At 60.8% G+C, this 21724-nt stretch carries 20 protein-coding genes and 1 other RNA gene; 10 read left to right on the plus strand and 11 right to left on the minus strand.

Annotation, left to right across the window (positions count from 1 at the left end; translation table 11 throughout):
- Window positions 1-687, plus strand: coding sequence for a response regulator transcription factor (locus H8S45_RS03215; protein ID WP_054327442.1), 687 nt, complete (start codon window positions 1-3; stop codon window positions 685-687).
- Window positions 684-2339, plus strand: a complete 1656-nt coding sequence (locus H8S45_RS03220) for a sensor histidine kinase (RefSeq protein WP_054327443.1) — start codon at window positions 684-686, stop codon at window positions 2337-2339. The genes H8S45_RS03215 and H8S45_RS03220 overlap by 4 nt, the downstream gene beginning before the upstream one ends.
- A gap of 32 nt (window positions 2340-2371) precedes the next feature.
- On the opposite strand, the gene H8S45_RS03225 is transcribed toward H8S45_RS03220, so the two are convergent.
- Window positions 2372-2593, minus strand: coding sequence for a helix-turn-helix domain-containing protein (locus H8S45_RS03225; RefSeq protein ID WP_082397158.1), 222 nt, complete (start codon window positions 2591-2593; stop codon window positions 2372-2374).
- A 107-nt stretch (window positions 2594-2700) separates the two neighbouring features.
- Between H8S45_RS03225 and H8S45_RS03230 the strand changes: the two genes are divergently transcribed.
- Window positions 2701-2895 carry a hypothetical protein gene (locus tag H8S45_RS03230; protein ID WP_186949549.1) on the plus strand — a complete coding sequence of 65 codons (195 nt, stop codon included), beginning with the start codon at window positions 2701-2703 and terminating at the stop codon, window positions 2893-2895.
- Here the strand turns inward: H8S45_RS03230 and nspC are convergent.
- The 5 genes from nspC to speD are packed head-to-tail and all read right to left on the minus strand — an operon-like array spanning window position 2890 to window position 8450.
- Window positions 2890-4020 carry a carboxynorspermidine decarboxylase gene (gene nspC / locus H8S45_RS03235; protein ID WP_186949551.1) on the minus strand — a complete coding sequence of 377 codons (1131 nt, stop codon included), beginning with the start codon at window positions 4018-4020 and terminating at the stop codon, window positions 2890-2892. The two genes, H8S45_RS03230 and nspC, sit on opposite strands and share 6 nt — an antisense overlap.
- A 1-nt stretch (window position 4021) precedes the next feature.
- Window positions 4022-5281 carry a saccharopine dehydrogenase family protein gene (locus tag H8S45_RS03240; protein ID WP_054327446.1) on the minus strand — a complete coding sequence of 420 codons (1260 nt, stop codon included), beginning with the start codon at window positions 5279-5281 and terminating at the stop codon, window positions 4022-4024.
- Window positions 5282-5304: 23 nt separating this feature from the next.
- Complete coding sequence (gene speE / locus H8S45_RS03245) at window positions 5305-6162, minus strand: polyamine aminopropyltransferase (protein ID WP_107631516.1); 858 nt, start codon at window positions 6160-6162, stop codon at window positions 5305-5307.
- A 12-nt stretch (window positions 6163-6174) separates the two neighbouring features.
- On the minus strand, window positions 6175-7638 hold the full coding sequence (locus H8S45_RS03250) for an aminotransferase class I/II-fold pyridoxal phosphate-dependent enzyme (RefSeq protein ID WP_107631517.1): 1464 nt from the start codon (window positions 7636-7638) through the stop codon (window positions 6175-6177).
- 47 nt (window positions 7639-7685) lie between these two features.
- On the minus strand, window positions 7686-8450 hold the full coding sequence (gene speD / locus H8S45_RS03255) for an adenosylmethionine decarboxylase (RefSeq protein WP_054327448.1): 765 nt from the start codon (window positions 8448-8450) through the stop codon (window positions 7686-7688).
- A gap of 526 nt (window positions 8451-8976) precedes the next feature.
- On the opposite strand from speD, the gene H8S45_RS03260 reads away from it, so the two are divergent.
- From H8S45_RS03260 to H8S45_RS03270, 3 genes are all read left to right on the plus strand, one after another.
- Entirely contained in the window at window positions 8977-9660 is a 684-nt protein-coding gene (locus H8S45_RS03260; protein WP_186949553.1) for a peptidoglycan recognition protein family protein, read from the plus strand.
- Between the two features lie 138 nt (window positions 9661-9798).
- Window positions 9799-10818, plus strand: a complete 1020-nt coding sequence (aroF, locus tag H8S45_RS03265; protein ID WP_054327450.1) for a 3-deoxy-7-phosphoheptulonate synthase — start codon at window positions 9799-9801, stop codon at window positions 10816-10818.
- Window positions 10815-11153, plus strand: coding sequence for a hypothetical protein (locus tag H8S45_RS03270; RefSeq protein ID WP_054327451.1), 339 nt, complete (start codon window positions 10815-10817; stop codon window positions 11151-11153). Before aroF ends, H8S45_RS03270 begins: the two co-directional genes overlap by 4 nt.
- Before the next feature lie 43 nt (window positions 11154-11196).
- Here the strand turns inward: H8S45_RS03270 and H8S45_RS03275 are convergent, their stop codons facing one another.
- The 4 genes from H8S45_RS03275 to H8S45_RS03285 all read right to left on the minus strand — a co-directional run bounded on the left by H8S45_RS03275 (window position 11197) and on the right by H8S45_RS03285 (window position 14479).
- Window positions 11197-12318, minus strand: a complete 1122-nt coding sequence (locus H8S45_RS03275; RefSeq protein WP_147573810.1) for a DUF362 domain-containing protein — start codon at window positions 12316-12318, stop codon at window positions 11197-11199.
- A gap of 134 nt (window positions 12319-12452) precedes the next feature.
- A complete protein-coding gene (locus H8S45_RS15980; RefSeq protein WP_159068153.1) occupies window positions 12453-12629 on the minus strand; it encodes a hypothetical protein in 177 nt (58 codons plus the stop codon).
- Between the two features lie 72 nt (window positions 12630-12701).
- On the minus strand, window positions 12702-13535 hold the full coding sequence (gene pdaA, locus H8S45_RS03280) for a delta-lactam-biosynthetic de-N-acetylase (protein WP_054327452.1): 834 nt from the start codon (window positions 13533-13535) through the stop codon (window positions 12702-12704).
- A gap of 44 nt (window positions 13536-13579) precedes the next feature.
- Window positions 13580-14479, minus strand: a complete 900-nt coding sequence (locus H8S45_RS03285; protein ID WP_159068154.1) for a DMT family transporter — start codon at window positions 14477-14479, stop codon at window positions 13580-13582.
- A gap of 106 nt (window positions 14480-14585) precedes the next feature.
- Between H8S45_RS03285 and H8S45_RS03290 the strand changes: the two genes are divergently transcribed.
- On the plus strand, window positions 14586-16415 hold the full coding sequence (locus H8S45_RS03290) for a copper amine oxidase N-terminal domain-containing protein (RefSeq protein ID WP_186949555.1): 1830 nt from the start codon (window positions 14586-14588) through the stop codon (window positions 16413-16415).
- Between the two features lie 38 nt (window positions 16416-16453).
- Here the strand turns inward: H8S45_RS03290 and H8S45_RS03295 are convergent, their stop codons facing one another.
- Window positions 16454-16786 (minus strand): hypothetical protein, encoded by a 333-nt coding sequence (locus H8S45_RS03295; RefSeq protein WP_147573812.1) that lies wholly within the window; start codon window positions 16784-16786, stop codon window positions 16454-16456.
- Between the two features lie 207 nt (window positions 16787-16993).
- Between H8S45_RS03295 and H8S45_RS03300 the strand changes: the two genes are divergently transcribed.
- The 3 genes from H8S45_RS03300 to dnaX all read left to right on the plus strand — a co-directional run bounded on the left by H8S45_RS03300 (window position 16994) and on the right by dnaX (window position 21721).
- Window positions 16994-19462 carry a transglycosylase domain-containing protein gene (locus H8S45_RS03300; RefSeq protein ID WP_186949557.1) on the plus strand — a complete coding sequence of 823 codons (2469 nt, stop codon included), beginning with the start codon at window positions 16994-16996 and terminating at the stop codon, window positions 19460-19462.
- 59 nt (window positions 19463-19521) lie between these two features.
- An RNA gene (gene ffs, locus H8S45_RS03305) (signal recognition particle sRNA large type) lies at window positions 19522-19787 on the plus strand.
- Window positions 19788-20095: 308 nt separating this feature from the next.
- The gene (gene dnaX / locus H8S45_RS03310; protein WP_186949559.1) at window positions 20096-21721 is read left to right on the plus strand and encodes a DNA polymerase III subunit gamma/tau; all 1626 of its coding nucleotides are present in this window, start codon (window positions 20096-20098) and stop codon (window positions 21719-21721) included.
- Window positions 21722-21724: the final 3 nt, after the last annotated feature.

A 21724-nucleotide genomic window follows, 5' to 3' on the forward strand; every position in this document is an offset into this window, starting at 1 on the left:
ATGATTTACTGCGTGGAGGACGACGCCGGCATACGGGAGCTGGTCGTCTATACGCTGCAGAATACGGGGCTGGAGGCGCGGGGCTTCGCCGATGGCGAAGCCCTGTTCGCCGCTTTGCGGGAGCAGAAGCCCGACCTGCTGCTGCTCGACATCATGCTGCCCGGCGAGGACGGCATCTCCATCCTGCGCCGCCTGCGGGCGGTGCGGGAAACCGCAAAGCTTCCCGTAATCCTGCTTACGGCGAAAAATACCGAATACGATAAGGTGGTTGGCCTGGACAGCGGCGCGGACGACTACGTCGCCAAGCCCTTCGGCATGATGGAGCTGGTCGCGCGCATCCGCGCGGTGCTGCGCCGCACCCAGGACAGCCCGCCCGGCGAGGGCGGCGGCCGTCCGCTGGTGGCGGGGAGCATTTGCGTGGACGAGCGGGCGCACAGCGTCCATGTAGGCGCGGACGAGGTGCAGCTTACGCTGAAGGAATACCAGCTCCTCTGCCTGCTGATGAAAAACCAGGGCGCGGTGCTGACGCGCGACGTGCTGCTGGAAAACATCTGGGGATACGGGAATGAGAGCGAGACGCGCACGGTAGACGTGCATATCCGGACGCTGCGGCAGAAGCTGGGCGCGGGCGGCGCGCTGATCGAAACCGTGCGCGGCGTGGGCTACCGGATGGGGGAAACCCGATGAGAAAGCGCGTCTTTGGAAGCATTTTTCTGACCGCGCTGGTCACGCTGCTGCTGACCGCGTCGCTGCTGCTGGCGGCGGTGCATTCCGGCCTGTCGGGTAACGCGCGCGAGCGGCTCGCGGGCGAGTGCGGCTACATCGCGCGCATTGCCGAGCGCGGGGACCGCGCCGCGCTGGAGGAGATCGGCCAAAGCTATACCGACCGCATCACGCTGGTCAGCGCGGACGGCGCGGTGCTTTACGATAACCAGGGCGACGAGGACAGCATGGAGAACCATCGGGAGCGGCCGGAGATCGAACAGGCCCTGCGGGACGGCGTCGGGGCGTCCAGCCGCCTGTCGGACACGCTCTCCCAACAGACCTATTATTACGCGCAGCGCCTGCAGGACGGCACGGTGCTGCGCGTGGCCTCGACTGCGGACAGCGCGTTCGGCGCGCTGTCCGCGGCGTCGCCGTGGATCGTGCTGATCGTGCTGCTGGCGCTGCTGGTGGCGGCGTTGCTCGCAAGCTGGCTGACTCATGTGTTCCTCGCGCCGATCGTGGCGCTCGACCTGCACGACCCGCTCAAGAACGACGCATACGACGAGCTTTCCCCCCTGCTGCAGCGCATGGCCAAGCAGAACCGCAGGATAGAAGCGCAGATGTCCGAACTCAAGCGCCGGCAGGCCGAATTTGACGACGTTACGGCGCGCATGGACGAGGGGCTGGTGCTGTTTTCCGCGATGGGCGACATCCTGTTCGCAAACCGCGCGGTGCGCGCCCTGTTTCCCAAGGACAGCGCCTCCGGCGGCTATCTGACACTGTGCCGCGATCCGGAATACGTCCGTGTGGTTGAGGAAGCGCTCGGCGGCGAGAGCGCGCACGGGCGGATGGAAAAGGACGGCCGCGTGTACTCGCTGACCGCCAGCTCGGTCGCAGGGGAGGGGCAGAGCCATGCGGCGGTGCTGTTCGTGGTGGACAGCACCGAGCGCGACCAGGCTGAGCGCCAGCGGCAGGAATTCACCGCCAACGTGTCGCATGAGCTGAAAACCCCGCTGACCAGCATCATGGGCTATGCGGAGATCATGGAGAACGGCATCGTCAAGCCGGAGGATGTCGCGCCCTTTGCGGGCAAGATACGCGCCGAGGCGGTGCGCCTGCTGACGCTGATCGAGGATATTATCCGCCTGTCCCAGCTTGACGAGGGCGGCGCGCCGGCCCCGTTTGAGCCGGTGGAGCTGCTGGCGCTCTGCGGCACGGTGCGCGACCGGCTGCAGCACAAGGCGGCGGCGCACAAGGTTACGCTGGCCGTGACGGGGAAGCCGGTCACGGCGCAGGCGCAGCGCCGCACGCTCGAACAGATGGTATTCAACCTTGCGGACAACGCGGTTGCGTATAACAGGGCGGGCGGCAGCGTGACGATAGAAGCCGGAGCGGAGGGCGGCGCGCCCTTTATTCGGGTGTCGGATACCGGCATTGGCATTGCGCCCGCGGACCAGGCGCGGGTGTTTGAGCGGTTTTACCGCGTGGACAAGAGCCACAGCAAGATGACCGGCGGCACCGGCCTGGGGCTGTCGATCGTCAAGCACGGCGCGGCGCTGCACCATGCGAAAATTGAACTGCAGAGCGCTCTGGGTGTGGGGACAACCATCACCCTGCGTTTCCCGAAAGCATAAAAAGAGCTGCCTTGCGGCAGCTCTTTTTTTGGTTATTCAGGAGGGAGCGGCTCGGAATAATCAGTTAAACCGAGCAGGTATTCCAGATTGACATGGTAAAACCGCGATAATTTGATTAGGATAGGAAGCGGAATTTTTCTTACATCATTTTCATAATTGCTGTAAGTGTTTTGCGATATATTTAAATATGTTGCAATTTCGTCTTGCGTGAGGCTACGGATTTTTCGCAATTCTTTAATTCGGTAAAAATACATTTAGAAACTTCTTTCATATGTAATTTATCTCGTAGTGAGATATTGACATTTATCTCAATATGAGATAAAATTATATCAGATTCCAAAACAAGAGGGGGTGCCGCAATTTGGAAGCTCCACGGACACCCGATATCTTTTCGTCCTATTCGGAAAAGCAGCGGCAGGAATCCATATACCGGACCATCTATATCAGGAAAGAATATGCCGCCCAAATTGAAAAGCTCGCGGTACGGCACGGCATTAGCTGGAACCGCGCCGCCGTCCTGATCCTGCAAAGCTATCTGGACGGTATGGCCTTATGACAGGCGCCCCTTGAAATCCGCATAATCAAACATCCGTATTACCTCGTCCGTGCCGTCCGCGCGGCGCATGGCGATCAGCGGCAGCGGCACACCGTTGAAAGTGTTGGTTTTGACCATCGTGTACAGCGCCATATCCTCAAATACCACCTGGTCGCCCGGGCGCAGCGTGTTATCGAACGAGTATTCGCCGATCACATCGCCCGCCAGACAGGAACGGCCGGTGAGCAGATAGGTGAACGCCTTTTTGCCCGGCTCGCCCGAACGCCATACCGGCGGGCGGTAGGGCATTTCCAGCACATCCGGCATGTGGCAGGCCGCGGAGGTATCCAGTATTGCGATTTCGGCATGGTTGTGCATGACCTCAAGCACGGTTGAGATCAGCCAGCCCGCATTCAGCACCACCGCCTCGCCCGGCTCCAGATAAATCTGCACGCCGTATTTTTTGCGCAGGCGGTTGACGCACTGGACGAGCGTTTCCACGTCGTAATCGTCGCGCGTAATATGGTGGCCGCCACCGAGGTTGAGCCACTTCATGCCCTCCATGTATTTCCCGAAGCGTTCCTCGAACGCCTCAACCGTGCGGACGAGGTCGTCCGCGTTCTGCTCACACAGGGTGTGGAAGTGGAAGCCCTCGATGCCGTCCAGCAGCTCGGGCTGGAAGTTTTCCAGCGTGACGCCGAGCCGCGAGGTCGGGCCGCAGGGGTCGTACATCGCGTGCGCCGCGGGCTGGGTCGAGCATTCGGGGTTGAGCCGCAGGCCGCAGCTTTTGCCCGCCGCGCGCGCTAAATTGCCGTAAGCCTTCCACTGGTGGAAGGAGTTGAACACAATATGGTCGGCGTACTGCAAAAGCTCCTGAAATTCGCCCTCCGCGTAGGCGGGGGAGTAGACGTGCGTTTCGCCGCCGAATTCCTCCCTGCCGAGGCGGGCTTCAAACAGGCCGGAGGCGGTCGTACCCGCGAGATACTCGCGCAGCAGCGGGTACGCCGAAAACATGGAAAATGCCTTCTGCGCGAGCAGGATCTTCGCGCCCGTGCGGTCGGCCACGTCGCGCAGCACGGCAAGGTTCTGCACGAGCCGGTTTTCATCCACAAGGAAGCAGGGCGTGGGCAGTTCGGTAAATCTCATGTCAGTCCACCAAAACGGGGTTGCCGTTTACCTGCCACGGCAGGCCCCACTTGTTCAGGGCCTCCATATACGGGTCGGGGTCAAACTCCTCGACCGTGTATACGCCGGGCTTGGACCACTTGCCGGTCATCAGCATGGCCGCGCCGATCATGGCCGGCACGCCGGTGGTGTAGCTGATGGCCTGCGAGCCGACCTCGCGGTAGCAGGCCTCGTGGTCGCACACGTTATAGATATAGGCGGTCTTTTCCTTGCCGTCCTTCTTGCCGGTGAAGATGCAGCCGATGTTAGTCTTGCCCTTGGTGCGCGGGCCGAGGGTCGCAGGGTCGGGCAGCAGCGCCTTGAGGAACTGGATCGGCACGATCTGATGCCCCTCGAACTCGATCGGTGTGGTGGACAGCATGCCGACGTTCTCCAGGCACTTCATGTGGGTCAGGTAGGACTGGCCGAAGGTCATGAAAAAGCGGATGCGCTTGACATTCGGGATGTTTTTGGCCAGCGACTCGATTTCCTCATGGTGGAGCAGGTACATGTCCTTGCGGCCGACCTGGTCGAAGTCGTACTCGCGCTTGATGGACATGGCGGGGATTTCGACCCAGTGGCCGTCCTCCCAGTAGGAGCCGGGCGCGGAAACCTCGCGCAGGTTGATCTCGGGATTGAAGTTGGTGGCGAACGGGTAGCCGTGGTCGCCGCCGTTGCAGTCCAGAATGTCAATGGTGTCGATCTGGTCGAACAGGTGCTTCTGAGCATAGGCGCAGTAGGCCTGCGTCACGCCCGGGTCGAAGCCCGAGCCTAACAGCGCGGTCAGGCCGGCCTTTTCGAACTTCTCCTTGTACGCCCACTGCCAGGAGTAGTCGAAATAGGCGGTGAAGCCCGCCTCTCTGCAGCGCTTCTCGTAGATCGCGCGCCACGCGGGATCGTCGGTGTCCTCCGGCTCGTAGTTGGCGGTGTCCATATAGTTGACGCCGCACTTGAGGCACGCGTCCATGATGGTCAAATCCTGATAGGGCAGGGCAATGTTCATCACGATGTCCGGCTTGTATTCGTCGATCAGCGCGCACAGCTCGTCCACGTTGTCCGCGTCCACCTTGGCGGTGCGGATTTTGGTGGGGGTGCGCCCCTCAAGCTGTTCCTTGATCGCGTCGCACTTGGATTTGGTGCGCGAGGCGATCATGATTTCCTCAAAAACGTCGCTGTTCTGGCAGCATTTGTGGATGACCACGCCGGCCACGCCGCCGCAGCCGATGATAAGGGCTTTTCCCATGGTGTTGTCCTCCTTGTGAGTCGTTATTCTTCTACTTTTTCCAAAAGCCGTTGCACATAATTGGGCAGGTAGAACGCGCCCTTGTGCAGGTTGGTGTTGTAATAGCGGGTTTCGATGCCGCGGGCGTTCCAGTCGTCCGCCTTGAGGTCGCGCACCGGATGAACCCCGCGCGAGGAAAACCCAAACAGCCAGTGGCCGGAGGGGTAGGTGGGGATGTGCGCCTGGAACAGGCGCGACAGCTCGAACGAATGCACAATGTTGCGGTGCGCGCGCTGGCAGGCGAGCGCGTCGCCCTTGTAGAACGGGCTTTCGTGCTGGTTGACCAGCACGCCGTGCGCCCTGAGCGCCTTGTAGCAGTTGCCGTAGAACTCCATCGTAAACAGGCCCTCGCCCGGGCCGAAAGGGTCGGTCGAGTCGATGATGATGAGGTCGTACTCGTCCTCGATGCGGCGGATGTACTTCAGCCCGTCCTGATAGAGGATGTGTACGCGCGGATCGTCCAGACTGCACGCCACGGTCGGCAGGTATTCCCTGCACACCGCGACCACGCGCTCGTCGATCTCGACCAGGTCGATATGCTCGATGTGTGGATATCGGCACAGCTCACGCACGCAGCCGCCGTCGCCCCCGCCGATGACGAGCACCTTTCTGACCGTCTCGCCCAGCACGGCAAGCGGGACATGCACCATCATCTCGTGGTAGATGAATTCGTCGCGCTCGGTCAGCATCATATAGCCGTCGAGCGTCAAAAAACGGCCGAACTCCTCGCATTCGAACACGTCGATGCGCTGGAAGTCGCTCTGCTCGGTGTAAAGCTGCCGGTCGACCTGGATTGCCAGACCGACGGTCGGCGCGTGCATTTCGGTAAAGGTCAATTGCATAACACAGACTCCTTAATTGGCTGCGGGGCTGATAATACCGCGGATGACCTGTAGGCTGTCCACATTCGGGTCCTCGGTGCCGAGCAGCATACAGTTTTTCTCCTTGGCGTAGCGGATGTAGTCGAGGATCTCGCGGGTGATGCGCTCGCCCGGGGCGAGGATGGGAATGCCCGGCGGGTAGCACATGACGAACTCCGCGCAGATGCGGCCGACGCTTTCCGCCAGCGGGACGCCCTGCTTTTCCGCATAGAAAGCCTCCTGCGGCGCGGCCACCACCTGCGGGGAGATGTACTCCTGCCGCATGAGCGTGGCCTTGTCGCGCTTGTAGCGGCGGCGGATGTCGGACAGAGCGGCCACAAAGCGCTCGAGGTCGCGCTCGCGGTCGCCGACCGAAACATAGGCCAGCAGGTTGCCAAGGTCGCCGAATTCGGTCTGGATGTCGTAAAAGTCGCGCAGGATATCATATACTTCAATGCCGGCAAGCCCCACGTCCAGCGTGTTGACCGCGAGCTTGGTCACATCGAAATCGAAAACCGTGTCGCCGTTGATCAGCTCGCGGCCGTAGGCGTAGTAGTCGCCGATCTGATTGATCTCATCGCGGGCGTACTCGGTCAGGCGGGTGACCTTGCGGAAGATATCCTTTCCGTACAGCGCCAGGTTCTTGCGCGAGATATCCAGGCTGACCATCAGCAGGTAGGAACCCGAGGTGGTCTGCGTCAGGTTGATGATCTGGCGCACATATTCCGCGTTCACCGACGGGCCGCACAGCAGGAAGCTCGACTGTGTCAGCGAGCCGCCCGACTTGTGCATGGAAACCGAGGCGAGGTCCGCGCCCGCGGCCATCGCGGAGACGGGCATGTCCTCGCCAAAGTAGAAATGCGTGCCGTGCGCCTCATCCGCGAGCACCTTCATGCCCCTGGCGTGCGCCAGACGGACGATCTCACGGATATCCGAGCAGATACCGTAGTAGGTGGGGTTGTTGACCAGCACCGCCTTGGCGGAGGGGTGCTTTTCGATCGCGGCCGCGACGTCCGCGACCGACATGCCCAGCGAGATGCCCAGCCGCTCGTTGGTCTGCGGGTTGACGTACACCGGTACCGCGCCGGTAAGCACGAGCGCGTTGATGACCGAACGGTGGACGTTGCGGGGCAGGATGATCTCGTCCCCGCGCCCCACGACCGAAAGGATCATCGACTGCACGCTCGAGGTCGTGCCGCCGACCATCAGGAACGCATGGGCCGCGCCGAAAGCCTCGGCGGCCAGCTCCTCCGCCTCACGGATGACGCTGACCGGATGGCACAGGTTGTCCAGCGGCTTCATGGAGTTGACGTCCACGGTCATGCACTGTTCCCCGAGGAATTTTGTCAGCTCGGGATTGCCGCGTCCGCGTTTATGCCCGGGGACATCAAACGGGACGATACGCATATCCTTAAAATGTTCGAGCGCCTCCTTGATGGGCGCGCGGGACTGGTCCATAGCTTTGCCTTCTTTCACATACGGAAGCGCGGAAAGCCTCCGGTACGTCAGTAGATGTTTTTGCCGCTGAAGATCTCGATCATCTCGCGGCGCAGGTCGGAATGGATTTTGAGCCGCGTCTTGGGCGGCAGCTCGTAGATATCGGTGTTGAACAGGTAGTTCTGCAGGTCAACCTCCTTGAGCAGCATGCGGGTGTGGAACAGGTTGGCCTGGTACACGTTCACATCGTAAGCGTCGTACAGGTCGAGTGTGTGCGGGTCGATGAAATCCTGGATCGAGGTCATCTGGTGGTCCATGAACAGCTTTTTCCCCTCGATATCGCGGGTAAAGCCACGTACGCGGTAGTCCATGGTGATGATATCCGAATCGAACGAGTCGATCAGGTAATCGAGCGTGGACAACGGCGTGATCTCGCCGCAGGTCGCCACGTCGATATCCACGCGGAACGTGGCAAGGCAGGTGTCCGGATGGTATTCCGGATAGGTATGCACGGTGACATGGCTTTTGTCCAGATGCGCCACGATGGTATCCGGCTCGGGCGCGGGCTTCATATGCTCCTCCGCGATCAGGAAGGTGACGGAGGCGCCCTGCGGGTCGTAATCCTGTTTGGAGATATGCAGCACATGCGCGCCGATCATCTCGGTCACGCGCTCCAGAATGCCGGTCAGCCGCTCGGAGTTGTACTGCTGGTCGATGTAGGCGATATAGTCGCGCTGCTCGCGCTCGGTTTTGGCATAGCATACGTCGTAAATGTTGAACGACAGCGCCTTGGTCAGGTTGTTGAACCCGTACAGTTTCAGCTTGTTTTGCATACCGGTAATCCTCACAATTAAAAAATCCTCAAGCGAGGTGTCCGCGCGCGGCCATCTCAGCTTGAGGAATGCAATCTCTCTTCCGTTCGGGCAAATGCCCGCAACGGCTCTGTCTGTGGAAGAGGAAAGAGTCTATATAGCAAGAATTTACTTTTACTACTCTTATTGATTGTTTCACAAGTGTGATGCGCCCACGGCACACGGCTTTTAAGCAGCCAACTTATAAAATTCAATAAGGCAACAAAGTTGCCATGTTCGGCATTTGACCCGGCTGTCCGTATGGCCTTGGCTCCCCTTTGGGACAAAGGGGGCGGTCAAAGAATTCTGCTGGTAAAGGCTTTGCCTCTCCGAGTAAATATAATTATATCGCACGAAACGCCGGAATGCAAGTTTTTCTTACAGGAATTCCGCGGGGGAAAGCGAGGTTTTTTATGGGAATAAAAAGTTTACATCCATGCCTTTGAAAAAGCTGTCGAAACGTAGTACAATAGAACCACTGGAACGAGGGATAGGGAGAGCGGACGGATTGAAGATTGCAGGGTTTTACAGTGGGAAAAAAGGGAAAAAGCGGCCGAACCGCCGGCCGCTGCTGCTGGCGGTGCTGCTGCTGGCGTCGTTTGCCGCCGGTATGCTGACGCATCGGGCGATCAGCCGGCCGCCGCAGCCGGACGCGGGGCTCAGCTATATTGAGGACATACCGGTCTATACGGACTTCCTGCCGGAGGGGAGCCGCGCGCGGCCCGGGGAAAAACGCGAGATCAAATACCTCGTCATCCACGAAACGGATAATTTTTCCGCGGGCGCGACCGCTGCCGCGCATAACTCATTCATCCACCAGAACGCCGACGCGCAGGAAAATATCGTTTCCTGGCATTACACCGTGGACGACCACGAAATATACCATCACCTGCCGGACGACGAAACCGCGTACCATGCGGGCGACCAGATGAAAAGGAACGGCGGCAACAAAAACGGCGTCGGGATCGAAATGTGCGTCAACGAGGACGGCAACTATGAGCAGACGTTAATCAACACCGAAAAACTGTGCGCGCGCCTGCTGCTCGAATACGGTCTGGGTCCGAAGGCGCTGCGCAAGCATGAGGACTTTTCCGGAAAAGTCTGTCCGGCCCGTTTGATTGGAGACGGACGCTGGGAGGAATTCTGCACGGCGGTGGAACAGCGCTATGTGGAGCTGAAAGCCGCGCGGTAAAGGTTAGCATTTTACAACCTCGTGCAAAACCCGACCAAAGAAACAGGGCGATTTGTAGTAAATCGCCCTTTCTTTTTGGGCATTTTGGTGGTATACTGCAAAGGCTTATAATTTTAACTGATAAAGGAGTGAACCAAAATGATCGTTATACTCAAGCAGAATAGCGATAAGGAACGTGTAGACCGTTTGATGCAGCATTTTAAGGATATGGGGCTTACGATCCACTATTCTCAGGGCGAGAACACCACGATCTTTGGCCTGGTCGGCGACACCACCAAACTGGACGAAGGGGACATCATGGCCTATGACGTGGTCGAGCGCGTGCAGCGTGTGACCGAGCCATTCAAGGCCGTCAACCGCAAATTCCACCATGAGGATACGGTCATTGAGGTTGCGGGGCGCAGGATCGGCGCGGGATACTTCAACGTGATGGCGGGACCCTGCTCGGTCGAGAGCGAGGCGCAGATCGTGGAGGTGGCCGAAGCGGTCAAGCGGGCGGGCGCGTCCTTCCTGCGTGGCGGCGCGTTCAAGCCGCGCACCTCGCCGTACTCCTTCCAGGGGCTTGAGGACGAGGGCCTGAAGCTCCTTTTGGAGGCCAAGCGCCAGACCGGCCTGCCGGTTGTAACCGAGATCATGAGCGAAAAGCACCTCGACCTGTTCGCGGATGTGGACATCATCCAGCTCGGCGCACGCAATATGCAGAATTTCATGTTGCTCAAGGAGCTGGGCCGGTCGGATAAGCCTATCCTGCTCAAGCGCGGCCTGTCCGCGACGATGGAGGAATTCCTGATGGCGGCGGAGTACATCTTCGCGGGCGGCAACACCAACGTCATCCTGTGCGAGCGCGGCATCCGCACGTTTGAAAAGATGATCCGCAACAATCTGGACATCTCCGCGGTGCCGCTGGTCAAGATATTCAGCCACCTGCCGGTGATCGTCGACCCGTCGCACGCCGCGGGCCGCCGCGATATGGTACAGCCGCTCTCGCGCGCCGCAATCGCCGCCGGCGCGGATGGCCTGATTATCGAGGCGCATAACGACCCCAAAAACGCGCTGTGCGACGGGGCGCAGTCGCTCGACCTGCCGCAGTTCGACGCGGTCATGCAGGACATCAGACGCCGCGCCGCGTTCGAAGGGCGGGAGATGATGCCGCAGTGAAGGACTTTGTGCGGTTCGGTGTCATTTTAAACCGAATGGCAAGCATGACGGGCTGGGTGCTGTGCCTGGCGTTGCTCCGCGACCCGCGGGAGCGGTCGGCCGTCGGCTTCGTACTGCTGCTCGGCTGGACGTTTTTACAGACCATTGGGGTGCTCGGGTTTGCGGCGCGCTGGCTACTCGGCCGCCTGGACGAAAGCGAGGAAAAAGTGTGGGGTACGGCAGATAAGCTGCGTGCGCATCTGGGTGAGCGCAAAGCCAAAGGCGTATACGCCGCGATATACGCTGCCATGCTGGCGGTAAAGCTCGCGCTGCCCGTCGGATTGAATCAAATATGAAAAAAGCGAGGCGGATGCCTCGCTTTTTGCTTGATGTTTGCGTTTAGATTTTGATGAGTTCGTATTCCCGCGTGCCGAGGCCGAGCTTCTCGCCATGCTCGAGCGCGGACTGCCAGTTCGTATCCGGATGGGCGGCGTGGAAGTGGTCGTGCGCGTCGTCAATATGGTGCCGCTCGTGCGCGTCGCGGAGCAGGCTGTCCGGATTGACCGGCGCGGCGTTGACCGCGTCCACGCAGGCCTGGTCGAGCGCGATCGGGTCAAAGGACGCAAACATGCCGACATTCGGCACGATCGGCACGTCGTTCTCCGCGTGGCAGTCGCAGTTGGGCGACACGTCGATAACAAGCGAGATATGGAAGCAGGGGCGCCCGTCCACGACCGCCTTGGTGTACTCCGCGATCTTGCGGTTCAGGACGATGTTGGATTCATCATAGCCGCAGCCGATCGCGTCGGTCGGGCAGACGCCGATGCAGCGGCCGCAGCCCACGCATTTGTCATGATCGATATGCGCCTTTTTATCCGTGATGGTAATAGCGTCGTGCGCGCAGATGCGCGTACACATGCCGCAGCCCACGCAGGGGGACGGATCGACCTGCGGCTTGCCCGCGTTGTGCTGCTCCATTTTGCCCGCGCGTGAGCCGCAGCCCATGCCGATGTTCTTCAGACAGCCGCCGAAGCCCGAAGACTCGTGGCCCTTGAAGTGGGTCAGCGAAATAAATACGTCCGCGTCCATAATGGCCTGTCCGATCTTGGCTTCCTTGACGTATTCTCCGCCCTCGACCGGCACATACGCCTCGTCCGTGCCTTTCAGCCCGTCCGCAATGATGACGTGGCAGCCGGTCGTGAACGGGCTGAAGCCGTTGAGGTAAGCGGAGTCCAGATGGTCGAGCGCGTTCTTGCGCCCGCCGACGTACAGGGTGTTGCAGTCGGTCAGGAACGGCTTGCCGCCGCGCTCACGGACAAAATCCGCGACGGTTTTGGCCCAGTTCGGCCGGAGATAGGCGAGGTTGCCCGGCTCGCCGAAATGGATCTTGATGGCGGTGAATTTCTTGTCGAAATCAATGGTTCCCATGCCCGCGGTTTTGAGCAGGCGGGTCAGCTTTTGCTGAAGGTTTTCGGTCAGCGTGGCGCGGAAGTCCGCGAAATAGACCTTGGCCTTTTCCATGATGGAATCATCCTTTCTTGTCTTACTTGCCCATGATGATAGTATAGCACAAAAAGGGGGGCAAAACAAGCGGATGGGGCGCATAGAGGGGAGAATATGGCAGAAAAAGGCGCGCGGCGCGCGCCTTTTTCTGCCTACCGCCCGCCCGAATGCTCCAGACAGCTTTTGAGCAGGGCTGTGACAACATGGTTCCAGCTCGTATTATTTTGAATGGCGATTTGTTCAATCTGGTTCGCAAGGGATTTTTCGATGTAAATGGTTTTATAAATTGATTCTGGGCGGGACGGTAAAGGAGGGATAATAACTTTCAAAGCACTCACCTCAGTCAAGTATAACGCAAAATTGTTGGAGAAGTGCTTTTTGTGTCAAAATGACACCAAAAATCAGGTTAAGTCGGCCAGGCTCCCGAACGTGTACCCCTCGCCCTCCCATTTGGTGAGCAGCTCGTCAAGGATGCGCGCATTCGTCTCGCTCGTCGAGTGCAGCAGGACGATCGCGCCGTTGTGGATGCGCGGCAGCAGCTTAGAGAACGCCTGTTCGTCGGTCGGCTGGTTGTCGGTATACCAGTCAACATAGGCCAGCGACCAGAACACAGTCGTATAGCCCAGCTCCTGCGCCTGCCTGAGGTTCTCCTCGCTGAATTTGCCCTGCGGGGGACGGTAGAACCGCTGCATCGGCTGGCCGGTCAGGGCGGTGAACTTTTCCTCAAGGCCGGTGATCTCCGCCTGGAATGAATCCATATCTGCAATCTTTGACATATCGGGATGGTGCAGCGTGTGGTTGCCCACGATATGCCCCTCGTCCACCATGCGCTTTACCAGATCGGGCGCGGTGTCGATAAAATTGCCCACCACGAAAAAGCACGCCGGCGCGTTGTGCTTCTTCAGCGCGTCCAGAATGGCGGGCGTGTTGCCGTTTTCGTAGCCCGCGTCAAAGGTCAGGTAGATCGTCTTTTGGGAGGTGTCGCCCACATAGTAGGCGTCCCACTGGCGGAGCGTATCCGCGGATACGTTACCGACGGGCGGCTGCCCCTCGGTTTGGAACGACAGACCCCAGTCGCTGACCGACGCGGGAACCGCGGCCTCGGTTTCAGCGTTTGCCTGCGCGGCGGGCGCATCGGCCTGTGGCAGCAGGAAGAACAGCACGGCAAGCGTAACGCATACGCCGGCCGCCGCGCCGATGCGGCAAAGCGTGTCGCGGGTAATGGTAATGAACATAAATAAACGCCCCCTCGGTGTAAAGTATGCCGGGGGGACGCGGCTTATTCCGAATTCTGCGGCCGGAGGCGGCGCACAAAGGCGAACTGCGTTTCGCCCGCGAGAATGCCGGTAAAAATGAGCAGGAAGCCCGTTAGCATGCGGCCAGTGACCGTTTCGCCGTAAAAGACAACCGAGCAGGCCACACCGAACACGGATTCGAGCGAAAGCAGCAGGGAGGCCTGCGGGGGATCGACATGCTGCTGGCCATAGGCCTGCAGGGACAGGCAGAGCGCCGAAGCGGTCAGGCCGAGGACGACCAGGCTCGCCCACGCGCCTGCGGTCGGCGGCGCATAGGGGGCGGCGCCGGTCAGTGCGCACACGCCCCAGCACATCAGCGCCGCCGCGCCGAGCTGGCCGATGGTCAGCGGCACAGGCTCGCAGCCCTGCTCCACCATATAGCCGACGGAAAGGATGTTGAGCGCGAACGCCGCCGCGCTGAGCAGGGTGGCGAAGTCCCCGGGCGAGATGGTCATGGCCTCGGTGACCGAAAGCAGTCCGATGCCGAGGATGCACAGGCCGGCGGCGGCGAACTGCCAGCCGGTCGGCCGGCGGCGCAGCGCGGCCCAGCCGAGGAACGGCACCAGCACGCAGTAAGCCGCGGTCAGGAAAGCGGACTTGCCGGGCGAGGTGTCCCAGTGCAGGCCAAGGGTCTGCAGCAGATAGGCAGCGGTCTGCGTCGCGCCGGTGATAAGGGAGGCGGCCAGATATCTGCGGCCGCGCAGCACGCCCAGCCGCCCGCGGAACAGTAGCGCGAGCGCCGCCGCGCCTACCGTGAACCGCACGGCCATGAGCAGGGCGGGCGGGAAGACGGCGGCGGCTTCCTTCATAACGAAAAACGTGCTGCCCCAGATGAACGCGGTGAGCAGCAGCGCGGATTTTGCTTTGGCCTGTGTGGAGTGCATGGGCATATCGCCTACTTTCGATCGTGAAAAATGGATAAAACGGAAATGGACGCTGCATCGGTTTGGGGGTACAATAAAAATAATAAAAACGCAAGGGGGCTTTCTTTTGAAACGGATCAGGCATTTGCTGAGGCGGCTGCTTGCCGCGGGCTTGGCGGCGGTGCTGTGCGGCGCGCTGCCCGCGGCGCTGGCGGCGGACGGGGAGCCGCCGCTGTATGAGGTTTACAGCTATGCGTCGCCCGAGGAATTCATGGAGCTGTTTTTGGGCGTGGATGAGGGGCTGACCTATGATATGGTCAGCAGCAAATATGCGCTTTATATCCAGGCGCTCGAAGCGGACGAAAGCCTGGTCTGCAATTATTACGGCACGGATTCGGTCGGGGAAGCGGCGGAAGAGTGGGGGACGACGCGGGAAGCGCTGATCGCGGAGTTGGCGGCGTACCTGGCGATCGAGGACGTGTCCGCCATGGAGACGGACGGCGTCTGGGATCCGGACGGGCTGGACGCACTGGTTGCGTTCGGCCTGGTGCCGCGCACGCCACCGGCGGTGAGCGTGCAGTTGAACGGGAAAGCGATCGTGTTCCCAGATGCGCAGCCCGAGAGCCGGAACGACCGGACCATGGTGCCGTTCCGCGCGATTGCGGAGACATTGGGCGCGGCGGTCGGCTATGCGGACGGCGCCGTAACAGCCGAGCTGGCGGGGCGGACGTATGCTTTCGCGGCCGGCAGAGATACGCTGGCGATTTCGGATGCGGAGAGCGGCGCGGTGCTGGAGACGGTCGCGCTCGATGCCGTGCCGTACGAGAAGGAGGGCCGTACCTACGTTCCGGTGCGCTTTTTCGCAGAGGCGTTCGGCCTGACCGTCCGGTGGGACGAGTATGAGCAGGTCGCGGTGCTGTACGACAGGGACGCGTTGCTCGACGAGCTGAACGCGGATTTCTCCATTGTCAACCAGTGGATCGCGGCCCAGCCGGAAATCGATCCGGAGCAGGCGCTGCGCACGGCGGCGGCCATCGAGGTGGCCTATACGGCGTTCAACTCGATCGATGGGGACGAGCATTACCCCATGGAGGGTACGCTGGAGGTCATCAGCCAGGGCGGGAGCGTGCAGCTTGACCTGCGGCTCGACCTGTACGCGCTGGCGGCGCTGTATGCGCAGGAAAGCGGCTGGCTGCTCGGCATGGGTATGGAGGATTTGGCGGAGAAATACCGGACGGAGCTGGAAAACGCCCGCTTTGAAATGATCTATAACGCGGATACCGATATGCTGTACCTGCGCTGTCCGCTGTTGTTCGGGCTGCTCGCGGAGGATGCGCCGGAGGGCGCTGCTGCCGCCGCGGACACGGATAAATGGTTCAGCGTGAGTGGCCTGGCCGAATCCGGCGGCGTTGGTATGATGGATATGAACCCCGTGGTACTGGTCACCGGCAGCTTCCTGCCCCTGGCTGCGGATGCGGAAACCGCCGGCGAGTATATCGTCAGCCGGACCGAGCAGAATTGCGAAACATGGGGCAACTACAGCGAGCTGTGGTACCGCACACACAGCATGGCGCAGAACTGTGCGCTCAAGGCCGGCGACAGCCTGTTCGCCCGCAGCGGGTCGCGCTACACCGCGCCGGTCGGAAGCGAAGAGGTGTGGGAGGACGGCAGCTACTTCAAGGGCTGGTTCACGCTGGACGTGCAGACCGGCGGGATCACGGGCGAGGGTGAGCGCCGCGAAAGAGACTGGTTCAGCGACATGCTGATAACCTACAGCTATCAGGCGGAGGCCTCGTCCGCACGGGTGGAACAAACAATCCACATCAAGAACCAGGGCATTCTCACGATGGCGGTCGAGATGGAGCAGCAGCCCCATGACAGTTCGCCTGCGGCGCAGCCGCCGCAGGAAGAGGAGGTCGTCGACTTCGAACAGTGGGTCGAGGGTCTGTGGGACTGAAGAAAACGGGAAAAGCGGGCGCGTATGCGTCCGCTTTTTTACGAGCTGTAGTCCTCCAGCAGTTTGGCGAGCGCTTCGGCATCCGGCAGGACGACGCCGGCCCCGAGCGCCTCACGGTCGGCCTGCGGCAGCGAACGGGTGTCGATCTCCGTATAGAGGACCGTTTCGCCGCCGCGGGACACGGCGAGCGTCCCGCCCGCATCGTAGGCGACATAAGGCTCGAGCGGCGCGTTTGCCGCAACCGCAGACGGGGCAAAATAGGCGCGCGCGGCAAAAAAAGCGCAGGCCAGCGCGAGGATACAGGCCGCCAGGGCGATGCGCCTTTGGCGGCGCGCCCGCTGCAGGGCGAGCATGTAAAAGCCTTGCATCATAGAAAAAACATCCTTTGAAAAAGGGATTTGCTTTGAGTATTCCCGTAAATTTGTAAAATATTCGGGAACGAATGTAAAATTTGTTTGGAATTTGGCGCGCGGTGTGGTATAATACCACCGTATGCTGGGAACAAATCGGACGCCGCCAGCGTCCGACTGGAAAAGACCCTGCGGCGCCCGTCGCCGCCGGGTAAGGAGGAAACCGAATTGTCGACTGGCAAAAGAAAAGGATACGGCGTTGGGTATTTCATATCCCGCGTGCTGCTGACGCTGCTGCTGATCGGCGTGCTCTGCGCCAGCTTCTGCGGCATTGCGTTCGCATATTATGTGCACGCTTATATCAACCCCTCCGCGCAGGAAACGGCAAAGGGAATCAGCCAGGGCCTGGGCCTTGACCTGAATTCTTTCATTTACAACTATGATCCGGAAACCGGCGCGGAACAGCTTTACGAAACAATCAAGGGTACGGAAAACCGCATCTGGGTTGACAGCGAGGAGATTCCGGAGGACCTGAAAAACGCTGCGGTCGCGATCGAGGACGAGCGCTTTTACAAGCACCACGGCGTAGACTGGAGGCGTACGCTGGGCGCGGTCAGGGGCTGGCTGCTCGGCGGCGACCAGTACGGCGGCTCGACCATCACCCAGCAGCTCATAAAGAACGTGACGGAGGACAAGGATTACTCGGTCAAACGTAAGGTCAACGAGATATTCCGTGCGCTGGCGCTGGAAAAGGAGATCGACGACAAGGACCGCATCCTGACTATGTACCTGAACACGATCTACCTCGGCCACACCTGCTATGGCGTAAAAACCGCGGCCACGACCTATTTCGGCAAGGATGTCTCGCAGCTCGACCTCGCGGAATGCGCGGCTCTGGTCGGCCTGACGAACAACCCCTCCATTTACGATCCCTATAACCATCCGGATCGTGTGAAGGAGCGCCAGGAGGCGACGCTCGGCAAGATGCTGGAGCTGGGCATGATTACCCAGGAGGAGCATGACGCGGCCGTTGCGAAAGAACTGGTGTACCGCCCCTATGAGAAATACCAGGAGGAGATCGGCGACCCGTACACCTACTTTACCGACGCGGTCATCCAGGACGTTAAAAAGGACCTGATGGAGCAGAAAGGCTACTCCGAGCAGGTCGCAAGCAATATGATCAACTCCGGCGGCCTCAAGATCTACGCTACGATCGACACCAATGTCCAGAATATCCTGGATACGGTCTGGGCGGACGATTCGGTGTTCCCCAATACGGAGAAGTATGGTGAACGGCCGCAGAGCGCTATGGTCATTACGGACAAGCAGGGCAATATCAAGGGCATTGCAGGCGGCCGCGGGGAAAAGAATGGCAAGTTGGATTTCTCCTACGCGACCGACGCGCACCGCCAGCCCGGCTCGTCTTTCAAGCCGCTGTCCACCTATGGCCCGGCCATGGACAAGGGCATCATCGTACCCACCTCCACCGTGTATGACAAGGCGCTCCGCATGGGCGACGACGGGCGCCCTTGGCCGATGAACGACGGCAAAATGCCGACCGGCAAGGCGATGTCTATCAAAAGCGGTATCACCAGCTCGGTCAATACGATTGCCGTGCAGGTGATGAACATGCTCACGCCGCAGGCGTCCTATGATTTCCTGACGCAGCGCTTGGGCTTTGAAGATTCCCTGGTCGGCACCCGCACCAATGCGGATGGCACCGTGCAGTCCGATATCGACCTTGCGCCGCTGGCGCTCGGCGGCCTGACCGACGGCGTGACCGTGCGCGAAATGGCGGGCGGCTTCTCGACCTTTATCAACGACGGTGTGTTCGCCGGCACGCGGACCTATACCAAGGTGCTCGATTCCGAAGGCAACGTGGTGCTGGAGAACAACCCAGGCACCGAGCTTGGCTTTGAGAACGTGCGCACCGCGTATTATATGCTGGACTGCATGCAGGCGGTTACCTCATACGGCACCGCCTCGGGTACGACGATTTCGGGCGTGGAGACCGCGGGCAAAACGGGTACCACGACCTCGAATACGGATATCTGGTTCTGCGGTGTGACGCCTGAATATTCCGCCGCGGTCTGGGTTGGCTACGAGCATAACTACACGCTTGACGGGCTGTACGGCCGCACGGCGGCGGGCATCTGGAAAACGGTTATGACCCGTGTGCATGAGGGCGATTCCGGCTTGGTCTTTGATTCGCACCCGCAGGATTTCGAGACCGCCTCCTACTGCATGGACAGCGGGCTTGCCCCGTCCGGCGCGTGCCGCGCGGCGGGCCGTGTGGCGACCGGACGCTTCTGGAAAGGACAGACGCCAACCGAGCTTTGCCCGCACCAGGGCTTCAAGACCTACGATTACGGCAAGACGACCGGCATCGAGGTTGAGGAGGAAGAGGAAGAAAAGCCGGAGGAGCAAAAGCCGGAGGACCAGCCGACCAATCCGTCGGTTGATCCGGAAACCGGACTGCCGGTAACGCCGACCGACCCGGAGGGCGGCGGTACGAATTCGGGCGGCACGACCGATCCGGGCGGCAGCACGAACCCGGGCGGCACAACCGATCCCGATGGTACGACCGACCCGGGCGGGACAACCGACCCCGGCGGCACGACCGACCCCGGCGGCACGACCGATCCGGACACATCAACCGAGCCGGAAACGCCGCCGCCGGACGATCCGGAGGCATAAAACGCGGCCGGCCGGTGTAAACTAACAATCGAATACCTTTTGTTCAGCGCCGCACAAGGCCGCACACATCGGGGCGTTAGCGGTGCTCTGTACCCGCAATCCGCTACAGCGGGGATGATGCGGGCAAGGAGGGACGGGCTTTCGGCAAGGTGGTCGCCCACAGAGCGATGAGAGACCGGTACTGCGCAACGGAGGACTGTGAACCATGTCAGGCGGGGAACCGAGCAGCATTAAGCAGAAACCATCGTGTGCCGCAGAGCTGCCGATCTTGAGCTTAAAGTGCGAAGAACGGCCGGGCGTTCGCTTTCGAATTGTCCGCGTGCGGTCTTGTGGGGCGCTGAACGAGAGTGTATGGGACTTCAAAAGTCCCCTATATACGAAAGCAGGTTCCAGCAGAAACCTGCTTTCGATACCCGAACGACGCCGCCCAAGGCGGCTGAGTCGGGGTATCAAAAGTCAGGCGCATGTCCTGACTTTTGATGAAAACCGCGTGGCGGTTTTCTGTGCAAATGGCGCGCATGGCGCGCAGGAGAGACGCTTGGAGGCGGGCTTGCGCCCGCCTCTTTGTGGTGTGTGTGCGGGGCGTTTGCCCACAGGCGCAGCAGAAATTGAGGAAAGGGGTTGCGATAGGACGTGTATCAGGCATTATACCGCAAGTGGCGGCCGCAGACATTCGCGGACGTAATTGGGCAGCAGCATATCACGGATACGCTCCGCGCGCAGCTCCAGTCCGGACGGCTGAGCCATGCCTACCTGTTTACCGGTACGCGAGGCACGGGCAAGACGACCTGCGCAAAAATCCTTGCCCGGGCGGTCAACTGCGAAAATCCGGTCAACGGCGACCCGTGCAACGAATGCGCGGCCTGCCGGGGGATATTGGACGGGTCCGTACTGGATGTGACCGAGATCGACGCGGCCTCCAACAACGGCGTGGACAATATCCGCGACCTGCGTGACGAGACGCGCTACACGCCCGCGCAGGTAAAAAAGCGGGTGTTCATCATCGACGAGGTGCATATGCTCTCGATCGGCGCGTTCAACGCGCTACTCAAAACCCTGGAGGAACCGCCCGAGCATGTGCTGTTCATTCTGGCGACCACAGAGCTGCATAAGGTACCCGCAACCATCCTGTCGCGCTGCCAGCGGTTTGATTTCCGACGCATCGGTGCGGAGGATATTGCGCGCCGCCTGCTCGATGTGGCGGGGGGCGAGGGCATCGGGCTGACCGAGGGGGCCGCGCGCCTGATCGCGCGCCTGGCCGACGGTGCGATGCGCGATGCGCTGTCCATGCTGGACCGCGCGGCCGCGGCGGGCGCGGTGGATGAACAAACGGTCACCGCAGCACTGGGCGTGATGGGGCAGGATGACAGCCTGCGGCTGGCCGGCAGCCTGAAAGCGGGCGATCTGGCCGCGGCAGTCGGCCTGTTGGATGAATATTATAACGCGGGCCGCGATTTGGCCTCGGTTTACGACCAAATGCTCGGCCTGATACGGGACGCGCTTCTGGTGAAAACCAGCAAAACTGATGTTTCCGCGCTGATTTCCCCCGCCTACAGCGTGCAGACCCTGCAGAAGCTGTGCGACGGACTGGCGGCTTCGACCCTGATCGCGTGGAGCCGTGTGATCGGCGACGCGCTCGACCGGATGCGCAGCGCGGCAAACCGCCGTGTGGAGGCCGAGCTGTGCGCGGTGCGGCTGTGCAGCCTGGACGCGGACAGCTATGATACCTTGGGCGGCCGCGTGGAAGCGCTGGAGGAAAAGCTGAAAAACGGCGTGCCGGTACAGGCCGCGCAGCCGATGCCTGCGTCCGGAACGGCCGCAGGCATCGGCGATGAGCCGCCCCCGCCGGACGACAGCGATGCGCCGGATTGGGCCGGCGGGCAGGAGGATACCCGCGCGCCGGAAAAAAACGAGGCGGCGGCTCCGGCAGCAGCTGACTGGCCGCACTGGCCCGCGCTGCTCGAAGCGTTGACCGGCAAGATTAACACGGGCGCGCATACCAATCTCAAGCTGTCCGCGCGCGGCATCGAGGAGGACGGCGCGCTCGTTATCCTCTGCGAGGATGGGATTACGGCCATGCTCGCCAAGGCGGAGCCGACCATGAAGGTCATCCGCGCGCAGGCGGCGGCGCTTGCCGGCGCGCCAGTTAAGGTTAAGGTGCAGGAGGCAGGGGACGAGCCGGTCCACAAAAAAAATACTGCGGTCGATGAGCTGATTGGCCGCGCGAAAGCGTTTGATATACAAGTGAAAGAGCTTTAAGGA

This window comes from Agathobaculum faecis (genome assembly GCF_014287995.1).
In the GTDB taxonomy this organism is placed as follows: domain Bacteria; phylum Bacillota; class Clostridia; order Oscillospirales; family Butyricicoccaceae; genus Agathobaculum; species Agathobaculum ammoniilyticum.